The 22,037-nt window shown below is 69.7% G+C and carries 22 protein-coding genes; 11 read left to right on the top strand and 11 right to left on the bottom strand.

Features of this window, described 5'->3' with window-relative positions; translation table 11 throughout:
- Positions 1–7: 7 nt before the first annotated feature.
- Together AB0I79_RS55970 and AB0I79_RS55975 are read right to left on the bottom strand one after the other, a co-directional pair.
- Positions 8–805, bottom strand: a complete 798-nt coding sequence (locus AB0I79_RS55970) for a class F sortase (protein ID WP_357892937.1) — start codon at positions 803–805, stop codon at positions 8–10.
- Positions 805–2,118 (bottom strand): hypothetical protein, encoded by a 1,314-nt coding sequence (locus tag AB0I79_RS55975; RefSeq protein WP_357892939.1) that lies wholly within the window; start codon positions 2,116–2,118, stop codon positions 805–807. Before AB0I79_RS55975 ends, AB0I79_RS55970 begins: the two co-directional genes overlap by 1 nt.
- 239 nt (positions 2,119–2,357) lie before the next feature.
- Between AB0I79_RS55975 and AB0I79_RS55980 the strand changes: the two genes are divergently transcribed.
- From AB0I79_RS55980 to AB0I79_RS56000, 5 genes are all read left to right on the top strand, one after another.
- Positions 2,358–3,503 carry an acyl-CoA dehydrogenase family protein gene (locus AB0I79_RS55980; protein ID WP_357892941.1) on the top strand — a complete coding sequence of 382 codons (1,146 nt, stop codon included), beginning with the start codon at positions 2,358–2,360 and terminating at the stop codon, positions 3,501–3,503.
- A gap of 55 nt (positions 3,504–3,558) precedes the next feature.
- Positions 3,559–3,720: a hypothetical protein gene (locus tag AB0I79_RS55985; RefSeq protein WP_357892943.1), complete on the top strand. Its 162-nt coding sequence runs from the start codon at positions 3,559–3,561 to the stop codon at positions 3,718–3,720.
- Positions 3,721–4,526: 806 nt separating this feature from the next.
- Positions 4,527–5,282, top strand: a complete 756-nt coding sequence (locus AB0I79_RS55990; protein ID WP_357892945.1) for a helix-turn-helix transcriptional regulator — start codon at positions 4,527–4,529, stop codon at positions 5,280–5,282.
- 10 nt (positions 5,283–5,292) lie between these two features.
- Entirely contained in the window at positions 5,293–5,760 is a 468-nt protein-coding gene (locus tag AB0I79_RS55995; RefSeq protein ID WP_357892947.1) for an NUDIX domain-containing protein, read from the top strand.
- 155 nt (positions 5,761–5,915) lie between these two features.
- Positions 5,916–6,458, top strand: a complete 543-nt coding sequence (locus AB0I79_RS56000; RefSeq protein ID WP_357892949.1) for a GNAT family protein — start codon at positions 5,916–5,918, stop codon at positions 6,456–6,458.
- A gap of 29 nt (positions 6,459–6,487) precedes the next feature.
- On the opposite strand, the gene AB0I79_RS56005 is transcribed toward AB0I79_RS56000, so the two are convergent.
- Positions 6,488–6,895, bottom strand: coding sequence for a MerR family transcriptional regulator (locus tag AB0I79_RS56005; RefSeq protein ID WP_357892951.1), 408 nt, complete (start codon positions 6,893–6,895; stop codon positions 6,488–6,490).
- Between the two features lie 49 nt (positions 6,896–6,944).
- On the opposite strand from AB0I79_RS56005, the gene AB0I79_RS56010 reads away from it, so the two are divergent.
- Positions 6,945–7,823 carry an NAD(P)-binding domain-containing protein gene (locus tag AB0I79_RS56010; protein ID WP_357892953.1) on the top strand — a complete coding sequence of 293 codons (879 nt, stop codon included), beginning with the start codon at positions 6,945–6,947 and terminating at the stop codon, positions 7,821–7,823.
- Between the two features lie 100 nt (positions 7,824–7,923).
- On the opposite strand, the gene AB0I79_RS56015 is transcribed toward AB0I79_RS56010, so the two are convergent.
- The 4 genes from AB0I79_RS56015 to AB0I79_RS56030 all read right to left on the bottom strand — a co-directional run bounded on the left by AB0I79_RS56015 (position 7,924) and on the right by AB0I79_RS56030 (position 13,548).
- Positions 7,924–9,630, bottom strand: a complete 1,707-nt coding sequence (locus tag AB0I79_RS56015) for a protein kinase (protein WP_357892955.1) — start codon at positions 9,628–9,630, stop codon at positions 7,924–7,926.
- A 91-nt stretch (positions 9,631–9,721) separates the two neighbouring features.
- Positions 9,722–10,501, bottom strand: a complete 780-nt coding sequence (locus tag AB0I79_RS56020; RefSeq protein ID WP_357892957.1) for an alpha/beta fold hydrolase — start codon at positions 10,499–10,501, stop codon at positions 9,722–9,724.
- On the bottom strand, positions 10,498–12,720 hold the full coding sequence (locus AB0I79_RS56025) for a SpoIIE family protein phosphatase (RefSeq protein WP_357892959.1): 2,223 nt from the start codon (positions 12,718–12,720) through the stop codon (positions 10,498–10,500). The genes AB0I79_RS56020 and AB0I79_RS56025 overlap by 4 nt, the downstream gene beginning before the upstream one ends.
- A 123-nt stretch (positions 12,721–12,843) precedes the next feature.
- Complete coding sequence (locus AB0I79_RS56030) at positions 12,844–13,548, bottom strand: metal-dependent transcriptional regulator (protein WP_357892961.1); 705 nt, start codon at positions 13,546–13,548, stop codon at positions 12,844–12,846.
- Between the two features lie 100 nt (positions 13,549–13,648).
- On the opposite strand from AB0I79_RS56030, the gene AB0I79_RS56035 reads away from it, so the two are divergent.
- On the top strand, positions 13,649–14,266 hold the full coding sequence (locus AB0I79_RS56035; RefSeq protein ID WP_357892962.1) for a UdgX family uracil-DNA binding protein: 618 nt from the start codon (positions 13,649–13,651) through the stop codon (positions 14,264–14,266).
- Between the two features lie 3 nt (positions 14,267–14,269).
- On the opposite strand, the gene AB0I79_RS56040 is transcribed toward AB0I79_RS56035, so the two are convergent.
- Both AB0I79_RS56040 and pdxH read right to left on the bottom strand, forming a co-directional pair.
- Positions 14,270–15,571, bottom strand: coding sequence for an MFS transporter (locus AB0I79_RS56040; protein WP_357892964.1), 1,302 nt, complete (start codon positions 15,569–15,571; stop codon positions 14,270–14,272).
- Between the two features lie 10 nt (positions 15,572–15,581).
- The gene (gene pdxH, locus AB0I79_RS56045; RefSeq protein WP_357892966.1) at positions 15,582–16,235 is read right to left on the bottom strand and encodes a pyridoxamine 5'-phosphate oxidase; all 654 of its coding nucleotides are present in this window, start codon (positions 16,233–16,235) and stop codon (positions 15,582–15,584) included.
- Positions 16,236–16,417: 182 nt separating this feature from the next.
- Here pdxH and AB0I79_RS56050 point away from each other — a divergent pair, with 182 nt between their 5' ends.
- From AB0I79_RS56050 to AB0I79_RS56065, 4 genes are all read left to right on the top strand, one after another.
- A complete protein-coding gene (locus AB0I79_RS56050; RefSeq protein WP_185110363.1) occupies positions 16,418–17,524 on the top strand; it encodes a citrate synthase 2 in 1,107 nt (368 codons plus the stop codon).
- A gap of 204 nt (positions 17,525–17,728) precedes the next feature.
- Complete coding sequence (locus AB0I79_RS56055) at positions 17,729–17,893, top strand: hypothetical protein (RefSeq protein WP_357892968.1); 165 nt, start codon at positions 17,729–17,731, stop codon at positions 17,891–17,893.
- A 68-nt stretch (positions 17,894–17,961) separates the two neighbouring features.
- Positions 17,962–19,071, top strand: coding sequence for a phosphoserine transaminase (gene serC / locus AB0I79_RS56060; RefSeq protein ID WP_357892970.1), 1,110 nt, complete (start codon positions 17,962–17,964; stop codon positions 19,069–19,071).
- Positions 19,072–19,275: 204 nt separating this feature from the next.
- Positions 19,276–19,860, top strand: a complete 585-nt coding sequence (locus tag AB0I79_RS56065) for a TIGR00645 family protein (RefSeq protein WP_357892972.1) — start codon at positions 19,276–19,278, stop codon at positions 19,858–19,860.
- Here the strand turns inward: AB0I79_RS56065 and AB0I79_RS56070 are convergent.
- Together AB0I79_RS56070 and AB0I79_RS56075 are read right to left on the bottom strand one after the other, a co-directional pair.
- Positions 19,857–21,437: an SRPBCC family protein gene (locus tag AB0I79_RS56070; protein WP_357892974.1), complete on the bottom strand. Its 1,581-nt coding sequence runs from the start codon at positions 21,435–21,437 to the stop codon at positions 19,857–19,859. The two genes, AB0I79_RS56065 and AB0I79_RS56070, sit on opposite strands and share 4 nt — an antisense overlap.
- Entirely contained in the window at positions 21,430–22,026 is a 597-nt protein-coding gene (locus AB0I79_RS56075) for a hypothetical protein (protein WP_357892976.1), read from the bottom strand. The genes AB0I79_RS56070 and AB0I79_RS56075 overlap by 8 nt, the downstream gene beginning before the upstream one ends.
- Positions 22,027–22,037: the final 11 nt, after the last annotated feature.

The raw sequence follows: 22,037 nt of genomic DNA on the forward strand, positions 1-22,037 counted from the left end.
TTCCCCCTCATCCCTTCTTCTTCGACAACGTTGCGTACACAACGATGTTGTCCGTGTAGTGATGGGTCGCCTTGTTATAGACCCCACCGCAAGTGATGAGCCTGAGCTGGGAGTTGCTGGTGTTGCCGTACACCCGCTTGGTCGGGAACGAGTTCTTGCTCGCCTGCTCGATCCCGCTCACCGTGAACCGGGTGACCTTCCCGTCCGACCGATACACGTAGATCTGGTCGCCCTTGGCCAGCTCCCGCAGCCGATCGAAGACGGCGGGCCCCGAGCGGGTGCTCACGTGGCCGTTGATGATGGCCGGGCCGGTCTCCCCGGGCACCGGCGAGCCCTTGTACCAGCCCGTCTGGTTGGGCTTGCTCAGCGGGGGCGTGCCGAGCACGCCCTTCTTGTTCACCGAGACCGAGCCGATCGGCGCGTTCACCTTGATCTTGGGGATCTTGATACGGATCGGCTTGGGTGCGGCCTTGCCGACCTTGGGCTTGGCCTTGGGGATCGCCGGCACCACGGGGGCTGCCGCCAGCGGGGGCGGCGCGTCCAGGCGAGCCGGGGTCAGGGGGACGTTCTTGCCGCCAGGGCCGACCGTCGGCGGGAGGATGAACGCGCCCGCGTTCGACATCTCGACCGTGGACGGCGCGCCCTGGGGCGCGGCGAGCGGCTCACCTGAGCCCGAGCCGTCGTCCACCGGGGGTGCCAGCGAGAGCAGGCTCACCATGACCAGGCCGATGCCGCCGAGCGAGCCGGCGATGAGCAGCCCGGGCAGCGCCCGCTGCATCGGCTTCTTCTGCTGCTGCTCCTCCATCAGAGCGCTCCTCCCGCGTGCTCGGCCCTACGCCGTCGCAGCAGCAGCCCGCCGCCGGCGGTTCCCATCACCAGAGCCATGCCGCCGGCCATGAGCCCGAGCGGGGGCCTCTCCTCATCGGGGGCCACTCCGGTGTCCACGCCGCCGCTCGGGGTGTTGGCGACCTGGGCGCGGTAGTACTTGGTCGCGGTGGGGCCGGTGCTCTTCGGCGTGACGGTTGCCGTGGTGGTGCTGGTGCCGGTCGGCGTGACCACCTGGACGAAGTCACCGCCGATGGTGGCGTCGGAGTCGTGCTCGTTGCCGTTCGGGTCCGGGTCCGGGTCGTTCGGGTCGTCGGGGTCGTTCGGGTCCGGGTCGTTCGGGTCGTCGGTGGGCGGGTCGGTGTCGGGGTCGTCGGTCGGGGTCTGGCTGATGCCGGGGATGTTGACCTCGACGACTCCCGGGTCCTTCGTCAGGCTGCAGGTAGCCTCGTCGTGGACCGGCGGCTCGGCGATGCTGCCGATGGTCACCTTGAACGCGTCGAGATAAGCGGGCTTGTCCTCGACGTTGACGATTTCGACGGTGTGCGGCTCGTACTTGAGGTCGGCAGGAGACTCCCAGAGGACCACTTGAGTCTCGGTCCCGGTCGGAGGCAACGTCGTGTCGGGGTCGGTGCCCGGCTGAGCGGGCAACGTGGTGACGACCTTGCCGTCAAGAAGGACGCGAACCGGCCCGAGCCCGGGCGCGCGCCTGCCGACGTAGGCCACCTTCGTGCCCTTGAAGGTCAGCCTCGCGATCGCATCCTTGGTCGTGGCCTTGTGCACGTCGTGGCGGTAGTCGTCCAGCTCCTCAGGGGACTGCTCCGGAGTCCAGGACCCGGTGTATTGAACAGCCGGGTTGCCGTCGTTGACCATCCACTCACCGGCGGCCGGCGTGAACCTGATCTTCAAGGCGCCCGGCTTGAGCTCGATCGTCCCTGGCTCTTCGATGGTCGCGCCACGGGAGAGGCCCGTGGGAAGCTCCAGGTAGTTGCCCGGCTCCAGCTTGGGCTGGTCCTTGCCGCCGACGATCTGGAGCTGGTTCCCCCAGTCGCCCCTGATGTCCACAGCACCGTCGAGGTCCAGCCTGGAGCCGGCGGCGAAGTAGCCCGGCGACCCGAGGCGCGCCTGCCCCTCGTACCACATGTCCCACCGGACGTTCAGAGTGCCGGCGGTGGTGACCTGAGGCGTGATACGGACCTTCAGGTCCACGCCCGCATCCGCGATTCCGCCCGTGCAGTGGTAGTACGCCAGCAGCGAGGTTTCGACCGCCTGGCTGGGGGTCGGCGCTGTCACGACCAACCCAGCAGATGCCGCCACGCCCAAGGATGCAGCGAATAACGCCTTGTGCCACCGTCTCACGGAGACTCCGATCCCCCACATACCAGACCGAGGGTAGATCTTAGGGTCGAAACACCGGCAACACATGCCGAAAAACGCTTCTTCCGGCACTTGTGATGAACCCGTGTCCCCAGCCCCCCGCGCCGGGTATACCTTCCGGTAACAGAATCCTATTCTGCAGGCGGAGGCGACTGATGCAGCGAGACCTCTTCGACGACGAGCACCTCCTCTTCCAGGAGACCGTGCGCGACTTCATGGCCCGCGAGGTCGTCCCGCACCACCCCCAGTGGGAGAAGGACGGAATCGTCCCGCGCGAGGTCTGGAAGAAGGCCGGCGAGCTGGGCATGTTCGGTTTCTCGGTGCCCGAGGAGTACGGCGGCGCGGGCGTCAAGGACTTCCGCTTCAACGCCGTGATCGTCGAGGAGCTCATCAGGAACGGCGCCACCGGCCTCGGCTTCTCGCTGCACAACGACGTCATGGCCCCGTACGTCGTGGACCTCACCAACGACGAGCAGAAGCAACGCTGGCTGCCCGGCTTCGCGTCCGGCGAGCTGATCACGGCGATCGCCATGAGCGAGCCCGGCGCCGGGAGCGACCTGCAGGGCATCAGGACCACCGCGACCCTCGAAGGCGACCACTATGTCGTCAACGGCCAGAAGACCTTCATCACGAACGGCATCAACGCCGACCTCGTGGTCGTCGTGGCCAAGACCGACCCGGAGGCGGGCGCCAGGGGCACGACGCTGGTCATGGTGGAGCGCGGCATGGAAGGCTTCGTCCGCGGGCGGAACCTGGACAAGGTCGGCATGAAGGCGCAGGACACGGCCGAGCTGTTCTTCGACAACGTACGCGTGCCCGTCGCCAACCGCCTCGGCCCCAAGGACGGCGAGGGCTTCTTCCAGCTCATGCACAACCTGCCGCAGGAGCGCCTGTCGATCGCCGTGGCGGCGGTGGCCGCGGCGGAGGCGGTGCTGGAGCAGACCATCGAGTACTGCAAGACCCGCCAGGCCTTCGGCCGCAACATCGGCTCGTTCCAGAACACCCGCTTCGTCCTCGCGGAGCTGTCCACCGAGACCGACATCGCCCGCCACTACGTCGACAAGTGCATCCTCGCCCTCAACGCCGGCCGGCTCACCGCCGTGGACGCGGCCAAGGCGAAGTGGTGGACGACCGAGCTGCAGACCAAGGTGATCGACCGCTGCCTGCAGCTCCACGGCGGGTACGGCTACATGACCGAGTACCCCGTGGCCAAGGCGTGGCTCGACAGCCGGGTCCAGACGATCTACGGCGGCACCACCGAGATCATGAAGGAGATCATCGGCAGGTCGTTCGGTTTCTGACGGGTTCTGAATCGTCACCACGCGGCAGGCCGGATCGGGCCGCATACTGGACGATATGGACGGCGGCCTGATCCTCCTGATTTTCCTGGCCTTGCTGTTCGCCTGGCTGCTCAACCGCGTGCGCCGGGCGATCCGCCTGGGGCCGATCGGCTATGCCGGTGTGGTGATCGTGTTCGTCCTGGTCATGCTGCTGCTCTGGGGCCAGACCAAGATCTAGCACCGTGGAGCCTCGCCCATGGATGCCCCGACGTCCGTGCTCACGCTCGCCGGTCTCGTCCAGGCTGTTCCCGGGTCCCTCGGCCGGGCCGGTGGTGTGAAGGGCGTCCGCGCCGCGAGGAACGTGCCCGGCTAGGCTCGCTGCCGGGTCTCGGATTCGAGATGCCTGACGAGCTCTTCCAAGGTCTCTCCGCAGCGTACGTTGGAGAGTCCGCTGGTCCTGGGCAACAAGTTCGTGCGGATGGCCGCCCAACCACCTGCCAGGTCGTAGATCTGCCACCCCGGAAACGCGCTGATCACCTGTGCCGCGGTCACTCGCACCGCCATACTCCGGCGACCGGATGGGACGCGCGCACGTCCACGTAACGGCGGGAAAGCCGGCCAGCGGCTCTCGCAGGCTCCTGGATGGGATGCCAGGCGTAGATGGCCCGCTTCCGGAGGACGTCCCAGCCCGTACGCCACCAGAATCTCTCACAGTCGCACCACACGACGAGGCCGACGCACACGGACACCAGCGCGAGCCCGTACCCGTCATGGACGTCGCTGGGGATGCCGAAGAGGTGTAGCTCTCGTTTCAGTTGCTCAGCCGCATCGAGCGACGGCACCCCGAGTACAGGGCCGGGCAATGCTTGGCAGGGACTCATCCACCCACCTCTCAGACGTTGCGACTCCGATGAGTCCAAGTGAAGCCAGGTAGGCGGGGACCTTTGAACTGCGCGGCAGCCCGTCGTTGGGACGTGTCAAGTCACTGAGAAACGTCCCGCCACGGCCTTGAAACGTCCTGGGACGTTCACGTCCACTGGGAGTGTGAACGAGCGCCTACGCACAGCGATGCTCCGCCACGGCCTGTCCCTGGAGGACCTGGCCGAGACGTGCGGTGTCGAGCCCAAAACTGTCGAACGGTGGATCAATACCGGACGGGTGCCGCATCGTCGGCACCGGTGGGCGGCGGCGAAACTGCTGACCGCCGACGAGACGCATCTGTGGCCTGACGTTCTGGAAGCCAGCCAGTCGCGCCGTGGCCGGGCGAACCGGTCCGAGCTGGTGGAGGTCTTCCCCGACCGCGCCAGCGTTCCTCGCGAGCTGTGGCTGCGGCTCCTCAGTGACGCGCAAGCCAGCGTGGACGTACTGGTCTTCTCGGGGACGTTCTTCGCTCAGACACAGCCCAAGATCGCCCAGTTGCTGACCAAGACGGCGGGGCGCGGTGTCACGATCAGGCTGTGCTTCGGTGATCCCACCGCTCAGTCCGTCGAGACGCGCGACCGTGAAGAGGGCCTCGGCGGCACGCTGGCCGCCAAGATCCGCTCATCCCTGACCTACTACCGGACGCTGCCCGAGCTGGACGGCTGTGAGATGCGGCTGCACGCGACGACGTTGTACGCCTCGCTGTTCCGCTACGACGATGACATCCTGGTCAACCCGCACGCGTACGGCGAGCCGGCCTCGGCCAACCCGACCTTCCACTTTCGCCGCCTCGATGGCGGGACGATGGCCGAGCACTACATGTCGTCGTTCGAACGTGTCTGGGCCGGCGCCGTTCCGTGGTCCGGCGCGGAGATCTGAGAGGCACCTCATGGGACGAGTCGAGTACTGGAACGATCCGGAAGCCCCGAAGGCGAACAGCCTGGTGCCGGCCTGCGGGACGGTCACCGTGGACGACGCCGGTCGCATCCTCATGCAGCTCCGACGTGACACCGGCCAGTGGGCTCTGCCGATGGGCAAGATGGAGATCGGCGAGACGCCGTCTCAGTGCGCCGTGCGGGAGACCGAGGAAGAGACCGGCATCCGGGTCGAGCCGGTGGCTATCCTCGGGATCTACTCCGACCCCGGCCACATCGTGGCCTACACGGACGGGGAGATCCGCCAGGAGTACGAGGTCATGCTGATCGCTCGTCCGGTCGGCGGTCGTCCTGAGGCGAACGACGAGGCGAGCGACGTGCGGTGGGTCGAGCCGGGCGAGCTGCACTCTCTCGACATTCATCCCACGCAGTGGCGGCAGCTCAACGACTACCTCGAGGGACGGCACTCCCACGTCGACTGACCTGGGATCATGGCCGGCATCTCGACATCTCCCTCTTCCGGCACGCTCCAGTGACGCCCAGGAGCAGAGGGTGGCCCCTCCGACGCCGAGGACATGGATCAGCGGCTGAGTATATGGGTTTGCCGACGGTCGGCCCAGTCGGCTAGGAATCTCGCATGCTGAAGGGCAGCAAGGTCGGGCTCAGGGCCCGGCACGAGGACGACATCCCGATCCTGCAGGCCGAGCTCTACGACGACGTGGTCACCCACTCGCGGGCCCAGGCCAGCCCATGGCGCCCGATCACGCCCGGCTCCAAGGAATCGCTGGTGGTGGTGGACGACAAGGAGCAGGGGCACGTCGTCTTCTCCGTGGTGGAGCTGGACGGCGGCACGCTGGTCGGCACCGCGACGCTGTGGGGCATCGACACCCACAACCGGTCGGCGCACATCGGGCTGGGGCTGCGGCCGTCCGCCCGCGGCAGGGGTTACGGCACCGACGTGGTGGCGGTGATGTGCCACTACGGTTTCGTCGTGCGCGGCCTGCACCGGCTGCAGATCGAGACGCTGGCGGACAACACCGCGATGCTGCGCTCCGCCGAGAGGAACGGGTTCGTGCGCGAGGGCGTGCTGCGCTCCTCGGCGTGGGTGATGGGCGAGTTCCTGGACGAGGTGCTGCTCGGGCTGCTCGTCCAGGACTACGAGCCGGACTCGAAGGGCTAGGACGCCGCCGGACTGTCCGCCCCGGTCGCTCAGCCGGGGACGGGCTCCAGGTCGGCGTGGTCGAAGGGCGGGTAGCTCTCGCGGCCCGTACGCTCGGCCGCGTCGATGTAGTCGGCCAGAGCGCTGCGGGACTGGGCGAGCCGCACCATCTGATCGTCGAGCCGCCGCAGCCGTGATCGCATCGCCGCCAGCAGTTCGGGACATCCGAACAGCTCCGGGGCCTCGCCGACCGCGCAGGGCAGCAGGTACGCGATGTCCTCCGACGACAGGCCGGCACCGAGCAGGTGCCGGATCTGCTTCACCCGCAGCACCGCGCTCTCGTCGTACTCGCGGTAGCCGTTCGCGCCGCGCTCCGCCTCCAGCAGGCCCTGGGCCTCGTAGTAGCGCAACTGGTGGGCATGGACGCCCGTCCGACGGCTCAGTTCCCCGATTCGCATCGAACCCCCACTTGACCTTCATACCGGTCTCAACGTTGACGATGCTGCCATGAACAACAGAACCGCTGCACCCGTGACGGTCATCGGGCTCGGGCTGATGGGCCAGGCCCTCGCCGGCGCCTTCCTGAAGGCGGGGCGTCCCACGACCGTCTGGAACCGTACGGCCTCCAAGGCCGACCAGTTGGTGGCCGGGGGCGCGCGACTGGCGCCGACGGTCGGCGACGCGCTCCAGGCGAGCCCCTTGACGATCATCTGTGTCACCGACTACGAGGCCGTGCGCGAGCTTCTTGGAGAAGGCGAGAGCCCACTGGAGGGCACGACGCTGATCAACCTGACCTCCGGCACCTCGGCCCAGGCCAGGCAGGCCGCCCAGTGGGCCGCCCGGCGCGGTGCCCGTTACCTCGACGGCGCCATCATGGCCGTCCCGCCTGCGATCGGGACCGCCGAGGCGGTGATCCTGCACAGCGGGCCGCGCGAGGACTTCGAGGCGCACGAGCAGACGCTGCAAGTGCTCGGCACCCTCACCTACCTCGGCGCGGACCCGGGGCTGGCGTCCCTGTACGACGCGGCCGGGCTGACCATGATGTGGAGCATCCTGAACGCCTGGCTGCAGGGCACCGCGCTGCTCAGGACGGCGGGGATCGACGCGGCGACCTTCGCGCCGTTCGCGCGGGAGCTCGCCACCGGCGTGGCCGGATGGCTGCCCGGATATGCCGAGCAGGTCGACAGCGGCTCCTTCCCCGCCGAGGTGTCGGCTCTGGAGACGGACGTGCGGGCGATGGCGCACCTGGTCGAGGAGAGCGAGGCGGCCGGGGTCAACGCCGAACTGCCGAAGCTGATCAAGGCGATAGCCGATCGCGCGATCGCGGCGGGGCACGGTGGAGAGCAGTACCCCGTCCTGATCGAGGAGTTCGTCACCCCCCGGTGACGGCTGACCTGCCCGGCCGCCACCCGGCCACGTGACCGCCCGGCCACCCGGCCACGTGACTGCCCGCCCGCCCAGCCGCTTGGCCGCCCGGCCGGCTCGGTCAGCGGAGGGCGGACCAGTTCCGGAGGGTGTCCGGCCCTTCGAGCACCGTGTCCTCGTAGGCGACGTCCGTGATGCGGATCTTCATGTACTGCGTGCCGGAGAACACCCAGTAGTCGTTCCGCTCGCCCGGCACGGGCATCACCGCGTCGATGCCCTGCCTGAACGCGGCGACCTTGTCGAAGGTGCCGGGCCATTCGTCGAGCCGTGCCGGGCCGTAGCTGACCTGGCCGCGAGGGCCTTCGCCGTCGAGCGTGGTCCGCACGTACCGGTCGCCGGCGAACACCCAGTACTGCTTCGGGTCGTCCGGGGTGCGCACCACGGCGTCGATGCCGTCCTCGGCGAGCTCGCCGAAGGCGTCCGCCCAGTCGCTGAGCGGCCGCGGGCCGGCCACCAGCGTGTCGTCGTACCCCTGCTCGGCGCCGGTGAGCCGGACGCGGATGTACTGGGTGCCGGAGAAGACCCAGTACTCGTCGGGAGAGCCGGGGACACGTAGCGTCGCGTCCACGCCGTTCTGGAAGCCCTGCAGCTTCCCGAAGGTGTCGCCCCACGTCCCGATCGGCGAGGAAGCCAGCAGGAGCCGGCTCACCGGGTAACCCGACGCCGAGAGGCTGACCCGGATGTAGCGGTCGCCGGAGAACATCCAGTAGTGGCTCGGCGCGTTCGGCTCCGGGTCGTCCGGGAGCGGCATCACGGCGTCGATGCGGGTCGGGCGCGTGGGAGTCACGGAGCTCGGGGACGTGGAGCTCGCCGTCGCGGTGGTGGCGGCGGCGCCGGCGCCGTCCGTCGGACGGTTCATCAGCACGGCCGTGGTGGCCGCGACGCCGAGCAGGACGGCGGCCGCGGCCCCCACCAGGCCGACGAGGCGGCGGCGCGGAGCCGGCGGGCGCTTCGGGAGGTCGTAGGCGGTCGGAGCCGTCGCGGTGAGAGGCCGTAACATCGCGCTCGTCTCCGCGATGGACGGGCGAGCGGCCGGCTCCTTGCGCAGCAGCGCTTCGAGCACGGGACGCAGCGGCCCCGCGGCGGGCGGCAGCTCCGGCTCCCCCTGGGCGATGGCGTGCAGCACGCCGACGGCCTCCGGCCGGGCGAACGGGGAACGGCCGGACAGCAGCACGCACAGGGTGACGCCGAGCGAGAACAGGTCGCTGGGCGGCCCCACGGGCCCGCCGTTCAGCCGCTCGGGGGCGACGTACTCGAACGATCCCACGACCGCGTCGGTCTCGGTGAGCGAGTCGGCTCCGGTCAGCGCCGCGATGCCGAAGTCGCACAGGACCACCCTGCCGTCGCGCCGCAGCAGGACGTTGGCCGGCTTGACGTCCCGGTGCAGCGCGCCGGCCGCGTGCACGGCCTCCAGGGCGGACAGCAGTTGCAGGCCGATCCCGGCCACGTCGGACGGGCTCATGGGGCCGGTGGCGGCGACATGGTCCTTCAGCGAGGGCCCGTCCACGTACTCCATCACCAGCCACAGCCGCTCGTCCTGGATCACGAGGTCGTGGACGTTGACGATGTTCGGATGGGAGATCCGGGCGAGGGCGTGCGCCTCCCTGTGCGCGCGGGCGACCCGGTCCGCGCGGACCTTGCCCGTCGCCTGGACATGCATCTCCTTGACGGCGACCGTCCGGCCGAGGAGCTGATCGGTGGCCCGCCAGACGGTGCCCATGCCCCCGCTGCCGAGCTTGTCCAGGAGCACGTACCGATCAGAAGGCACTCGCGGTCCCCTCACCTGTATGAGGGTCACGATCTTCTCATCCTCGCCAGCCCCGCGCGATCCGGACGTGCCGCGTACGATGGCGGGACCCTCACGCCGGCTCCAGGATGACGCGGGCCACCAGCTCCGGATCGTCGCTCATCGGCACGTGACCGCACCCCTTCAGCAGCTTGACCCGCTGCCCCGACCACCGCGCCGCGCGTACGGCCTGGCGGCGCGGCAGCAGCCGGTCCTGCTCGCCCCACGCGATCGTGATCGGCGACTTCGGCGGCGCGGGCGGCATCAGCCCGCCGAACGACTCCAGCGTCTCGTCGAAGCCGGGCGCGCTGCTCAGCGCCTGCGTGGCGGCCATCAGGGCGGCCGGGTCGAGCCTGGCGGGGTGGGCGACGAGCAGCCCGGCGGCCACCGTACGCAGGTGGCGGTTCTCCAGCTGCTCCAGGGTCAGGGTGCGGGCCGAGGCGCGCATGGCGCGCAGCATCGCCTGGCAGTAGAGCAGCTCCGCGCGGGACCAGAAGCCGACCGGGGAGATCGCGACGGCCGAGCGTACGACACCGCGCGAGGCCAGCTCCAGCGCGATGTAACCACCCAGGGAGTTGCCCGCCACGGCGGGTTCGCGGATGCCGAGCCGGGCGCAGAACGACTCGACCGCGTCGGCCAGCGACTCGGCGGTGTACGGGATCCGCGGCGGCAGCTCGGGCGAGACCCCGAAGCCGGGCAGGTCCACCGCGAACACCGTGCGGGCGGCGGCGAGCCGGTCGAGCACCGGCAGCCAGCCCTGCCAGTGGTGGCCGATGCCGTGGACGAGGATCAGCGGCGCGCCGGTGCCCCGGCGTTCGAAGGCCAGCTCCATGGCCGCCAGTGAATCACTCACCTACCACGCGTGGGAATCTCGAACCAGACGGCTTTGCCTTCCCTGGTGGGCCGTGACCCCCAACGCCGGGCAAGCTGGTCGACGAGGTAGAGGCCGCGCCCGCCCTCGTCGTTCTCGCCCGCGCTGCGGATGCGGGGCAGCCGCAGGTCCTGGTCGAACACCTCGACCCAGACCGCCTCCTCGCCCCTGCGCAGCCGCAGCGTGAACTCCTTGTCACCGACCACCTCGTCCTCGAAGCCCGGCGTGTCCCAGGACTCCTCGAACGGCAGCGGCGGCCCTTCCACGACCAGTTCCCTGCGCGGCACCCCGGCGGTGGCGGCGTGCAGCACCACGTTGGTGACGACCTCGGAGACGAGCAGGCAGGCCAGCTCGGCGCGTTCCTCGGGCACGTTCCAGCTCGCGAAGGCCTCGGCGGCCATCCGGCGCGCCTCACCGACCATGATGGGCTGGGCGGGGAACGTGCGGGACTCCACGTCGAGGTCCACGTCGCTGGAGCGGACCACGAGGATGGCCATGTCGTCGTCGATCTCGCCGGGCACCGCGACCGTGGCGGCGTCGGCGATGCGCTCGACCTCGGCGTCGGACATCTTGGCGAGCTTCTCGCAGAGCACGCCCAGCGTCTCGGCCTCGCTCGGCATCCGGCCGTCGCGGCCGGGGCGGCGGTCGACCAGGCCGTCGGTGTAGAGGAGCAGCGCCGCGCCCGGCGGCAGCGTACGGGTCTCCTCCTTGTAGACCAGGTCGGCGTGCAGGCCCTTGGCGCGCACGCCGAGCGGCTGGCCGACCTCCTCGATGTCGAGCTCGACGCACTGCCCGTCGACCAGCAGCAGCGGCGGGGCGTGCCCGGCGTTGGCGAAGGAGAGCTGGCGGGACCAGGCGTCGTAGACGAGGTACTGGCAGGTGACGATGGGCGGGATGCTGACGTCGGCGCCGTTGTCGTCCTGCTCGGGGGTGGCGATGATGCGGGTCCACTCGTCGAGCCTGGCCAGGATGTCGGCCGGGGACTTGTCGTCCTGGGCGAAGGCCCGCAGCGCCGCCCTGAGCTGGCCCATGATGGCCGCCGCCTTGGCACCCCTGCCCTCGACGTCGCCGATCACGATGCCGACGCGGCCGGCGGACAGCGGGATGACGTCGTACCAGTCGCCGCCGACCTGGGTCTGGATGCCCTGCCCGTGGGAGGCCAGCGGGGCGGCCGGGTAGTAGCGCACGGCGATCTGCAGGCCGTCGAGCTGCGGCAGCGCCCGGGGCAGCAGGTACTTCTGGAACGACTCCGCCGTGTGGCGCTCCTCCTCGAACAGCAGCGCGTTGTCGATCGCCAGCGCGACCCGGGTGGCGATGGCACCCACGAAGTCGCGGTCGAAGGCGTCGTAGTGGGGGCTGCGGCGGTCGGTGAGGTTGGACAGGCCGAGGTACATCAGCCCCAGCGTCTCCCCCCGCACCAGCAGCGGCGCCACGATGGCGGAGGTCATGCCGATCTCGCCGCACAGGCGCGCGCTGCCCTCGTGGGGGACGGGGCTGCGGTTGGTGGCGAAGTCCTCGACCAGGATGGTCTCCTGGCGGCGGAGGGCGGTGTCAGCGTAGTGGCCGGAGGGGTAGCGGATCTCCGCGCCCACCGGCTTCCATGTTCCCGACGGTGGCGTCCACCCCTGTACGTGCTGCGAGACCCTGCGGACGAGCCGGTCGCCCTCCATCAGCTCGATGAAGCAGTGGTCGGCGAACTGGGGGACGAGCATCTCCGCGACCCGCTTGAGCGTCTCCTCGACGTACAGGGAGCCCGCCAGCCGCTCGCCGATGCGCTCCAGCAGCCCGAAGCGGTCCTTCTCCCGCTCGTTGCTGCGCAGCGCCTCGCGGGCCATGATGACGATCCCCGTCACCCCGCCCGACGAGGGACGCAGGGGCACGGCCTGCGCGCGGACGTAGACGATGGTCCCGTCGCCGCGCCTGACGTCGAACGTGCCCTCCCACACGCCGCCCTTGAGCACGTGCTTGGCGAGCTCGATCGCCATCGGGTGGTCCTTCTCCATGATCCCGAGGGACAGGACGGACGAGTCACGCGAAGGCGCCTTACCCTGCCGGCCGAAAAGTTTCTCGGCGAACGGATTCCAATAGAGGAGATTGCTGAAACGGTCGGTGACGACCACTGCCATTTCGGCGTGGTCGAGCACGGACCCGGCAGCAAGGTGATCAGCCGCTTCTTGTGACAGATCCCCCCATCGCTTCATCCGGAGACCACTCCTCGGGGTGGCGTGTATGCAAAGCGGACCACGGGCGCTCCTGCAACAGTCTTGGCCAGGGGAGAGTGGAGGGCCTCCCAGGAGGGATTCAACCAAGTAGCTGGGCGCGCGTCAGCGCTTGGAGACAAAAACGTGCGCGGCCACATCGCGCGGAAGCTCCGCGGGAGTATCCTTCGCGTCACCGTCACCTGTCACCCGTACACCGTCGTCGCTCGCCGCGAGCGTCACCTCGCGTCCGGGTTGTATCCCAACTTGCTTGAGTTTAAGCATCACAGCGGGATCGCTTTGCACTTGTTCGCTAATTCGACGCACGACTACCGCTGTGTCGCGTGTGCCGGCGAGGTCGCACATCGTCGTCAGCACGTCGTCACCGCTGTCGACCGGCTCCCTGGCGCCCAGCTCGGCCAGACCGGGGATCGGGTTGCCGTGCGGGCACACCGTCGGGTTGTCGAGCAGCGTCACCAGGCGTGACTCGACCGACTCCGACATGACGTGCTCCCAGCGGCACGCCTCGATGTGCACTTCTTCCCAGGGAAGGCCGATCACCTGGGTGAGCAGGCACTCGGCGAGGCGGTGCTTGCGCATCACCCGCGTGGCGAGCGTGCGGCCCAGCTCCGTCATCGACAGGTGGCGGTCACCCTCGACGCGGACGAGCCCGTCACGTTCCATGCGCGCGACAGTCTGGCTGACGGTGGGGCCGCTCTGCTGAAGACGCTCCGCGATGCGGGCCCGCAGCGGGACGATGCCCTCTTCTTCGAGCTCGTAGATGGTACGGAGATACATCTCCGTGGTGTCGATCAAGCCGTGTGCGGTCAAGGCTCCTCCCAAGTGAATGGTACTTCGCCGATCGTGGGACTGAGCCCGTCCGCTGCGGGCACAGGAGTCACAGGGAACCCTATGGGGAGAACGACCGACGATGGTTAAGGACGGCAACAATGGGGCGGCCGAGTTCCTTCCCGACCGTCTCGATCTTGATTCGCTCCGGAGTGCCGCTGCCTGCTGCGAGGGCTGCGGCCTGTACAGGAACGCCACGCAGACGGTGTTCGGCGAGGGGCCGCGGCAGGCGCGGTTCATGCTGGTCGGCGAGCAGCCGGGAGACCAGGAGGACCGGCAGGGGCACCCTTTCGTGGGCCCGGCGGGGCGCATTCTGGACAAAGGGTTGCAGGAGGCGGGGATCGAGCGGGACGACGTCTACCTCACCAACGCCGTCAAGCACTTCTCTTTCACGCCACGGGGTAAAAGGCGGATTCATCAAAAGCCCACAGCCGCCGAGATCGACGCCTGCCAGCCGTGGCTCAACGCCGAGCTGGCCGTGGTGCGGCCGGAGGTGGTCGTGGTGCTCGGCGCGACGGCCGCGCGGTCGCTGCTGGGACGCGCGTTCAAGGTGACGCAGCACCGCGGCGAGCCGGTGCCGCTCGGCGAGTCGCTCGCGGTGGCGACCATCCACCCGTCGGCCGTGCTGCGCGCGCCCGACAGGGACGCGGCCTACGCGGGCTTCCTGGCCGACCTCCAGGCGGCGGCGCGGGCCGCCTGAGGGTCAGTCCGCGGGCTCCTCACTCAACGGGCCGGGCCCCGCCGATCGACGTGGCCGGACCACGGCGGGCGCGCCGGCCCGGTAGTTGCGGAACCCGGCCACCGACAGCCCCACGATCAGCACGGTGACGGCGCAGGCGAGGCCGCCGCCGACCCACGCCCCCGTCAGCCCGAAGGCGGTGGCCGTGGCGCCGGCCCGCAGGTCGCCCAGGCGCGGCCCGCCCGCCACGACCACCATGAACGCCCCCTGCAACCGCCCCCGCATCTCGTCCGGCGCGTAGAGCTGCAGGATCGACTGCCGCCACACCGAGGAGATCACGTCCGCCACCCCGCCGACGGCCATGAACAGCACGAGCAGCCACAGGTCGTGGACGAGCCCGGCGGCGGCGACGGCCAGCCCCCAGACGGCGATGACGACCGTCAGCGCCACCCCCTGCCGCTTGACGCGCCCCACCCACCCGGAGAACAGCGCGCCGGTCACGGAGCCGATGGCCATGGCGGAGTTCATCCAGCCCAGCGCGAGCAGGTCCCCGCCGAAGCGCTCGGCGGTCAGCTCCGGGAAGAGCGCCCGGGGCATGGCGAACACCATCGCGATGATGTCCACGACGAACGACATCATCAGCACCGGGCTCCTGACGATGAAGCTGAGCCCGTCCAGGACGGCCCTGGCTCCCGGACGTGTCACCTCGCCCAGCGGAGGCAGTGAGGGCAGTCTGAGCGCCGCGTAGAGGTTGGCGGTGAACAGGACGGCGTCCACCGCGTACGCCCACGCGTAGTCGCCGTACGTCATCGCGACCCCGCCGATCATCGGCCCGAGGACGGCGCCCATGCTGTACACCAGCGAGTTGAGCGCGTTCGCCGCCGGCACCAGCTCCGCGTCGAGGATCCTGGGGATGATCGCGCCCCGGGTCGGCCCGGTGATGGCGAAGCCGGTGGAGTTCAGCGCGACCGCGAGGAAGATCAGGTAGACGTTGTTCAGCCCGAGCAGCGCCTGGACGAGGATGAACAGCGTGGCGGCCCAGGCGACCACCGAGCCGACGACGAGCAGCTTGCGCCGGTCGACGGCGTCGGCGACCGCGCCGCCCCACAGGCCGAAGACGATCAGCGGGATCAGGTTGGCGATGCCGATCAGGCCGACGTAGAACGACGACTGCGTGATCTCGTAGACCTGCTGCCCGACCGCGACGACGGTCACGCCGACGCCGACGTGTGACACGGCCTGGCCCAGCCAGATCCGCCGGTACGCGGGGACGCCCAGCGGCCGGGTGTCTACGAGATGACGCTTGACCAGCTCCCCGAATGCCACTTAACGAACATTAAGGGGCAAGTCTCTCCAGAACCCACCCGGGTCGCGTCCGCCGGTAGCGGAGCCGATCGTGCATCCGGTCGAGCTGTCCCTGCCAGAACTCCATCTCGATCGGGGCGACCCGGAAACCGCCCCAGAAGTCGGGCACCGGCGGATCCTCCGGCCAGCGGGCCGCCAGCTCCTCGTACCGGGCGTCCAGCTCCTCCCTGGAACGCACGACCGCCGACTGCCGCGAGGCCCAGGCGCCGATGCGCGAGCCGTACGGGCGCGAGTCGAAGTACTCGGCCGACTCCGCGTGGGAGATCCTCGTCACAGTGCCCTCGATGCGGACCTGGCGGCGTACCGGGTGCCAGGGGAACAGCAGGGAGGCGCGCGGGTTCTCGGCCAGGTCGCGGCCCTTGCGCGACTCGTAGTTGGTGTAGAAGACGAATCCGCGTTCGTCGTAGCCCTTGAGCAGGACCGTCCTGGCGCTCGGGCGGCCGCCGGCGGAGGCGGTGGCCAGGATCATGGCGTTGGGTTCCGGCAGGCCGGCGTCGAGCGCGTCCTGGAACCAGGTGGTGAACTGCGCGATGGGGTCGGACGCGAGGTCTGATTCGAGCAACGGCTCGCCCTCGTACGTACGGCGAAGCCCCGCCAGCGTGGGCGGGCGCGGGGTGGCATCCACGAGACGATATTCTTGCGCGCTTGCGTGGTAGATCCCATGCACCGCTCCCGACCAGCGGGTTTGCCTGAACGGCGGGTCCCGAGACCGAGCATGAGCTGGGAGGGGGTTAAATTGACCCGCCGGTATCTCGACATCAAGGCATCGCGTTGCCGAAACATGGCAAGAAAGGGAGGCGGCCGAGTATGTCCGACTTCAAACCCGGGCTCGAAGGCGTCGTAGCTTTCGAGACCGAGATCGCGGAACCGGACAAAGAAGGGGGCGCCCTTCGATACCGGGGCGTCGACATCGAAGAGCTGGTCGGCCGTGTCCCGTTCGGGCACGTTTGGGGCCTGCTGGTCGACAATCAGTTCCAGCCGGGCCTGCCCCCGGCGGAGCCGTACCCCATTCCTGTCCACTCCGGTGACATCCGTGTAGACGTGCAGAGCGCGCTGGCGATGCTGGCCCCTGCCTACGGCTTCAAGCCCCTGCTCGACATCAGCGACGAGGAGGCCCGCGACCAGCTCGCCCGCGCCTCCGTCATGGCCCTGTCGTTCGTGGCGCAGTCCGCGCGCGGGCTCGGCCTGCCGATGGTGCCGCAGAGCAAGGTCGACGAGGCCAAGACCATCGTTGAGCGCTTCATGATCCGCTGGCGCGGTGAGCCTGATCCCAAGCACGTCAAGGCCATCGACGCTTACTGGACCTCGGCGGCCGAGCACGGCATGAACGCCTCGACGTTCACCGCCCGCGTCATCGCCTCCACCGGCGCCGACGTGGCCGCCGCGCTCTCCGGCGCCGTCGGCGCCATGTCCGGCCCGCTGCACGGCGGCGCGCCGGCGCGTGTCCTGCACATGATCGAGGGTGTCGAGCAGCTCGGCGACGCCAAGAAGTACGTCCAGAGCGAGCTCGACAAGGGCAACCGTCTCATGGGCTTCGGCCACCGCGTCTACCGCGCCGAGGACCCGCGCGCCCGCGTGCTGCGCCGTACGGCCAAGGAGCTCGACGCGCCCCGCTACGAGGTCGCGGCGGCGCTGGAGCAGGCCGCGCTGGAGGAGCTGCACGCCCGCAAGCCGGACCGCGTGCTGGCCACGAACGTCGAGTACTGGGCCGCCGTGGTGCTGGACTTCGCCGAGGTGCCCTCCCACATGTTCACCTCGATGTTCACCTGCGCCCGCACGGCCGGTTGGGCCGCGCACATCCTGGAGCAGAAGCGCACGGGCAGGCTGGTCCGCCCGAGCGCCACCTACACCGGTCCCACCTCGCGCCCACTCAGCGAGCTCGAGGGCGCCGACGAGGTCGTCGGCAAGTACTGATCCCGTGTTGCGGCTACCGCGCGGCCCCGTCGCCGCCGCGGTAGCCGTTTCGCGTTCCCGGGGACGAAAGCCTTGAACGTCTCCTGCTGGAGGCCCAGGAGCGGCGGCTGGTTCGAGGGCGGGACCGACGGCACGGCGACCGCGCGTGCCCCGAGGCGCCAGGGAAGCGCCCAGTCCGCCGGTGCGGGGTCCACGAGCACCGCCGTGAGCCGGATGCCCCGGATCTCCTCGTCGTACGTCACAGGCCCGCGCACGGCCGCCGGCGCCCGCCCCCGCGCCGATCACCGCCTGCGTCACCACCTCGGCGGCGATCCGGCACCTGGCGTGCAGGACGACCAGCGCGCGCCGCTGACCTGGCGCGCAAGGTGAAACTTTCACCGATCTCATACCCCGGACCGGGTTCAAGCCATCCGACGCAGGTCGGTAGGCTCCGTTACGTGGCTGACATCGTTATTCCCGCTGACATCAAGCCCGCTGACGGCCGCTTCGGCTGCGGGCCCTCGAAGGTTCGCACCGACCAACTGGCCGCGCTCGCCGCCTCCGGCGCGAGCCTCATGGGCACCTCGCACCGTCAGAAGCCGGTCAAGGGCCTGGTCGGCCGCGTGCGTTCCGGTCTCGCCGACCTGTTCTCGCTGCCGGAGGGCTACCAGGTGGTGCTGGGCAACGGCGGCACCACCGCGTTCTGGGACATCGCCGCCTTCGGGCTGATCCGCGAGAAGTCCCAGCACCTGTCCTTCGGCGAGTTCTCCTCGAAGTTCGCCACGGTCGCCAAGAAGGCGCCCTGGCTGGCCGAGCCGAGCGTGATCAAGGCCGAGGTGGGCACCTACCCCGAGCCCGTCGCCGAGGACGGTGTCGACGCCTACGCGCTCACCCACAACGAGACCTCGACCGGCGTGGCCATGCCGATCAAGCGCGTCGGCTCCGACGACTCGCTGGTGCTCGTCGACGCCACCTCCGGCGCCGGCGGCCTGCCCGTCGACCTCGCCGAGACCGACGTCTACTACTTCGCGCCGCAGAAGAGCTTCGCCTCCGACGGCGGCCTGTGGATCGCGATCATGTCGCCGCGCGCCCTGGCCAGGGTCGAGGAGATCGCCGCGAGCGGCCGGTACGTGCCCGAGTTCTTCAGCCTGCCAGTCGCGATCGACAACTCCGCCAAGGACCAGACCTACAACACCCCGGCGGTGGCCACGCTGTTCCTGCTGGCCGACCAGCTCGACTGGATGAACGGCAACGGCGGCCTGGCCTGGACCACCGCCCGCACCGGCGAGTCCAGCCAGCGCCTCTACACCTGGGCGGAGAAGTCGGCCTACGCCACGCCGTTCGCCGCTCCCGAGTTCCGCTCCCAGGTGGTCGGCACCATCGACTTCGCCGACTCCGTCGACGCCGCCGCCGTGGCCAAGGTGCTGCGCGCCAACGGCATCGTCGACACCGAGCCCTACCGCAAGCTGGGCCGCAACCAGCTGCGCATCGCGATGTTCCCGGCCATCGACCCGGCCGACATCGAGGCGCTGACGACCTGCGTCGACTACGTGGTCGAGCGCCTCTAGTCAGTCCTGCGGCCCGTCCTGCGGGCCGGCTCGTCGAGGAGGCGGGCGCGTCCGGGAGACGGGCGTGTCCGCCTCCTCGACGCTCCGCACGAACCTGGCCGGTACCGGCAGCCTGTCGGTGCCGGCCGTCGTCGCTTCGCCGGTCCCGGGGATCCCGGGTCGCCCCCCTCACAACCCCCTCCGGCTCGACGAGTAGGAACCTTCTTGCCCGCTAAGCCCGCATTCGGCCAGGGAACCGCCCGGCCGAAGAGCCTCGGTTACCTGATGTTCGCCAGCCGCTGGCTCCAGGTTCCGCTCTACCTGGGGCTCATCGTGGCCCAGGCCGTGTACGTCTACCAGTTCGCGCTGGAGCTGTGGCACCTCATCGAGACCGTGTTCCTGCACGGTGACGCCCCGGTCACCGGGGCACCCTCGCCCGAGGTCGTGGTCATGCTCACGGTGCTGGCCCTCATCGACGTGGTGATGATCTCGAACCTGCTGATCATGGTGATCATCGGGGGTTACGAGACGTTCGTCTCGCGCATCGACCTCAACGACCACCCCGACGAGCCGGAGTGGCTCTCCCACGTCAACGCGAACGTGCTGAAGGTCAAGCTGGCCACGGCCATCATCGGGATCTCGTCGGTGCACCTGCTGCAGACGTTCATCCGGGCGCAGAGCACGCCCAACGACAAGATCATGTGGCAGACGTTGATCCATCTGGCGTTCGTGGCGTCGGCCGTGGGCCTCGCCTACATCGACCGGTTGCTGGCCACGTCACCGGCCGAGCACACGCGCTCCCACCTCTAACGAGTCCGGGGGCGGGGGCCGCCACGAGCGGGGACGGGCTCCTCCTCTTCCTCTTCCTCGTACTCGCCCTCTTCCTCCGGCTCCTCCTCTTCGGGCTCCTCGCCCTCTTCCTCGTACTCGCCCTCTTCCTCCGGCTCCTCGCCCTCTTCCTCGTACTCGCCTTCTTCCTCCGGCTCCTCCTCTTCGGGCTCCTCGCCCTCTTCCTCGTACTCGCCCTCCTCTTCTCCGGGCTCCTGGCCCTCCTCCTCTTCCTCTTCGCCCTCTTCGGGCTCCTCTTCCTCTTCGGGCTCTTCCTCCTCGAAGCCCTCTTCCTCCTCGGGCTCCTCCGCGGCGGCGCGCTCCTCCTCCATCGCCGTCTCGTGATCCTTGACGACCTCGCCGTCGCGGATCTCGCCGCGCCAGCCGTCGCCCACGTCGTCGGGATGCAGGAGGAGGTGCGCCATCACATGCCGCCTGAAGTGCTTGAGCTCCAGCCGTGCACGACGTCCCTGGGCACGCCACAGATTGCCGGTACGCTCGAACAGCCCCTGCGGGTGGTACTCCAGCACCACCAGGATGCGGGTGAGGTCGTCGGTGACTTCGTGGAAGGTCACCGCGCCGTTGACGAACCCCTTCGGGCCCTCGGACCTCCAGATGATCCGCTGGTCGGGGATCTGCTCGATGATGCGCGCCTTCCAGTGCCTGTGGGACCAGAAGACCTGGGCCTTCCACATCGAGTCCTGGTCCGACTCCCGCTTGACGTTCTCGACCTTCTTCATGAACGACGGGAAGTCCTCGAACTGGGTCCACTGGTTGTAGACCAGGCGGCGGGGAGCACCGACATCGATCGTCTCGATGATGTTGGTGATCTTCCGGTTTCCCTTGTCGCCCTTGCCGGTGATCTTCTGCATGATGCTCTTGAGGCCGCCTTTGAGCCCGCCCTTCAGGCCGCCTGCGAGGCCGCCCTTGAGCCCGCCCTTGATGGCTCCGCCGACCAGACCGCCACCCCCGCCCTGGTCGTCGCCACCAGAGCCGGTCACCGCGCCGAGGAGGCTCGACCCCTTGCCCCCGGCGTAGTCGGACAGGCGGCCGGTCAGCCCTTCGAGCTTGTCCTCGGCGCGGGCGAGCGCCCGCCCGGCCGCGGCGTGCAGCAGGTTCTGCGCCTCCTGCTTGAGCCGGTCCGTGGGCAGGTTCTTGACGATCTCCTGCCCGGCCTCCTTCGCGGCGCCGGCCACCGCTCGCGTAGTTCCCTTCGCGGCGCTGGCCAGCCCTCCAGCAGCTCCCGTCGCCACGCCGGCCGCGCCTCCACCGGCCTCCTTCGCCCCGCCGATCGCGCCTTCGCCGGCGCCCTTCACCGTGCCGATCGCGCCTTCCCCGGCGCCCTTCACCGCGCCGATCGCGTCTCCGCCGGCGCCCTTCGCCTCAGGGGCCGCCGGTTCCTCCGTGCTGTTCGCCGCGGGGGTGGTCTGCTCGGCCGTGCCCTTCGCCGCCTCGGCCGGGCGCCTGCCTGCGCCGGTGGCCTTCCTGACCACTCCCGTCCCGGCCCGGCCCGCCGCCTGGGCCACTCTCCTGGCTCGCCCCGTCTCTGCCTCAGCCATGGCTGTTCCCCCTCACCGACCGGCGGGTCCGCCGCAGCATGCGGGGCCGCCGCTGGGTCCTTTCGGGCTCCCCCGATTCCTGAGCCGCTGATTCCGGCTCCGCGCGGGCGTCCTCGTCCTCGGCGGTGTCCTCGGCGGTGTCCTCGGCGGTGTCCTTGGGCCCTTCCTCAGACCTTTCCTCAGGCCCTTCCCGAGGCCCTTCCTGAGGCTTCTCCGCCTGATCCGCCTGATCCGCCTCATCGCCGGGCTTCTTCCCCTGCGACCGCAGAGTCTCGGCGCGCTCGTGCAGCTTGTCGCTCAGGGAGTCGATCTGCCTGCCGGCCGCGGCCACCGCCGCCGCCTTGCCGACCTCCAGGAGATCGCCACGCAGGCGGTCGACGATCGGCGCCACGTCCGCGGAGGAGGTGAGGCCCTTGATCCCCTGCGCGAGCAGGCCACCGGCGCCCCCGCCCCCGCCTCCGCCCTTGCCTCCGCGTGCTCGACCGGCCAGCCCCGCCGCGGCCAGCGCCGCGGCCATGCGCAGCTTACGTCGCCGGCCGAGGAAGTACCCGGCGAGCAGGGCAAGGGCAATGCGGCATTTGTTCGACATGGTCAGCGCTC

Source organism: Nonomuraea sp. NPDC050202 (assembly GCF_040656115.1).
Lineage (GTDB): Bacteria > Actinomycetota > Actinomycetes > Streptosporangiales > Streptosporangiaceae > Nonomuraea.

What these genes read in the sequence shown, in the direction of transcription:
- AB0I79_RS56075 (WP_357892976.1), bottom strand. Translation starts at nt 22,026, where the DNA reads ATGTCGAACAAATGCCGCATTGCCCTTGCCCTGCTCGCCGGGTACTTC.
- AB0I79_RS56010 (WP_357892953.1), top strand. Translation starts at nt 6,945, where the DNA reads ATGAACAACAGAACCGCTGCACCCGTGACGGTCATCGGGCTCGGGCTG.
- AB0I79_RS56005 (WP_357892951.1), bottom strand. Translation starts at nt 6,895, where the DNA reads ATGCGAATCGGGGAACTGAGCCGTCGGACGGGCGTCCATGCCCACCAG.
- AB0I79_RS56035 (WP_357892962.1), top strand. Translation starts at nt 13,649, where the DNA reads ATGGTTAAGGACGGCAACAATGGGGCGGCCGAGTTCCTTCCCGACCGT.
- AB0I79_RS56000 (WP_357892949.1), top strand. Translation starts at nt 5,916, where the DNA reads ATGCTGAAGGGCAGCAAGGTCGGGCTCAGGGCCCGGCACGAGGACGAC.
- AB0I79_RS55970 (WP_357892937.1), bottom strand. Translation starts at nt 805, where the DNA reads ATGGAGGAGCAGCAGCAGAAGAAGCCGATGCAGCGGGCGCTGCCCGGG.
- AB0I79_RS55985 (WP_357892943.1), top strand. Translation starts at nt 3,559, where the DNA reads ATGGACGGCGGCCTGATCCTCCTGATTTTCCTGGCCTTGCTGTTCGCC.
- AB0I79_RS55995 (WP_357892947.1), top strand. Translation starts at nt 5,293, where the DNA reads ATGGGACGAGTCGAGTACTGGAACGATCCGGAAGCCCCGAAGGCGAAC.
- AB0I79_RS56070 (WP_357892974.1), bottom strand. Translation starts at nt 21,437, where the DNA reads ATGGCTGAGGCAGAGACGGGGCGAGCCAGGAGAGTGGCCCAGGCGGCG.
- AB0I79_RS55980 (WP_357892941.1), top strand. Translation starts at nt 2,358, where the DNA reads ATGCAGCGAGACCTCTTCGACGACGAGCACCTCCTCTTCCAGGAGACC.
- AB0I79_RS56025 (WP_357892959.1), bottom strand. Translation starts at nt 12,720, where the DNA reads ATGAAGCGATGGGGGGATCTGTCACAAGAAGCGGCTGATCACCTTGCT.
- AB0I79_RS56050 (WP_185110363.1), top strand. Translation starts at nt 16,418, where the DNA reads ATGTCCGACTTCAAACCCGGGCTCGAAGGCGTCGTAGCTTTCGAGACC.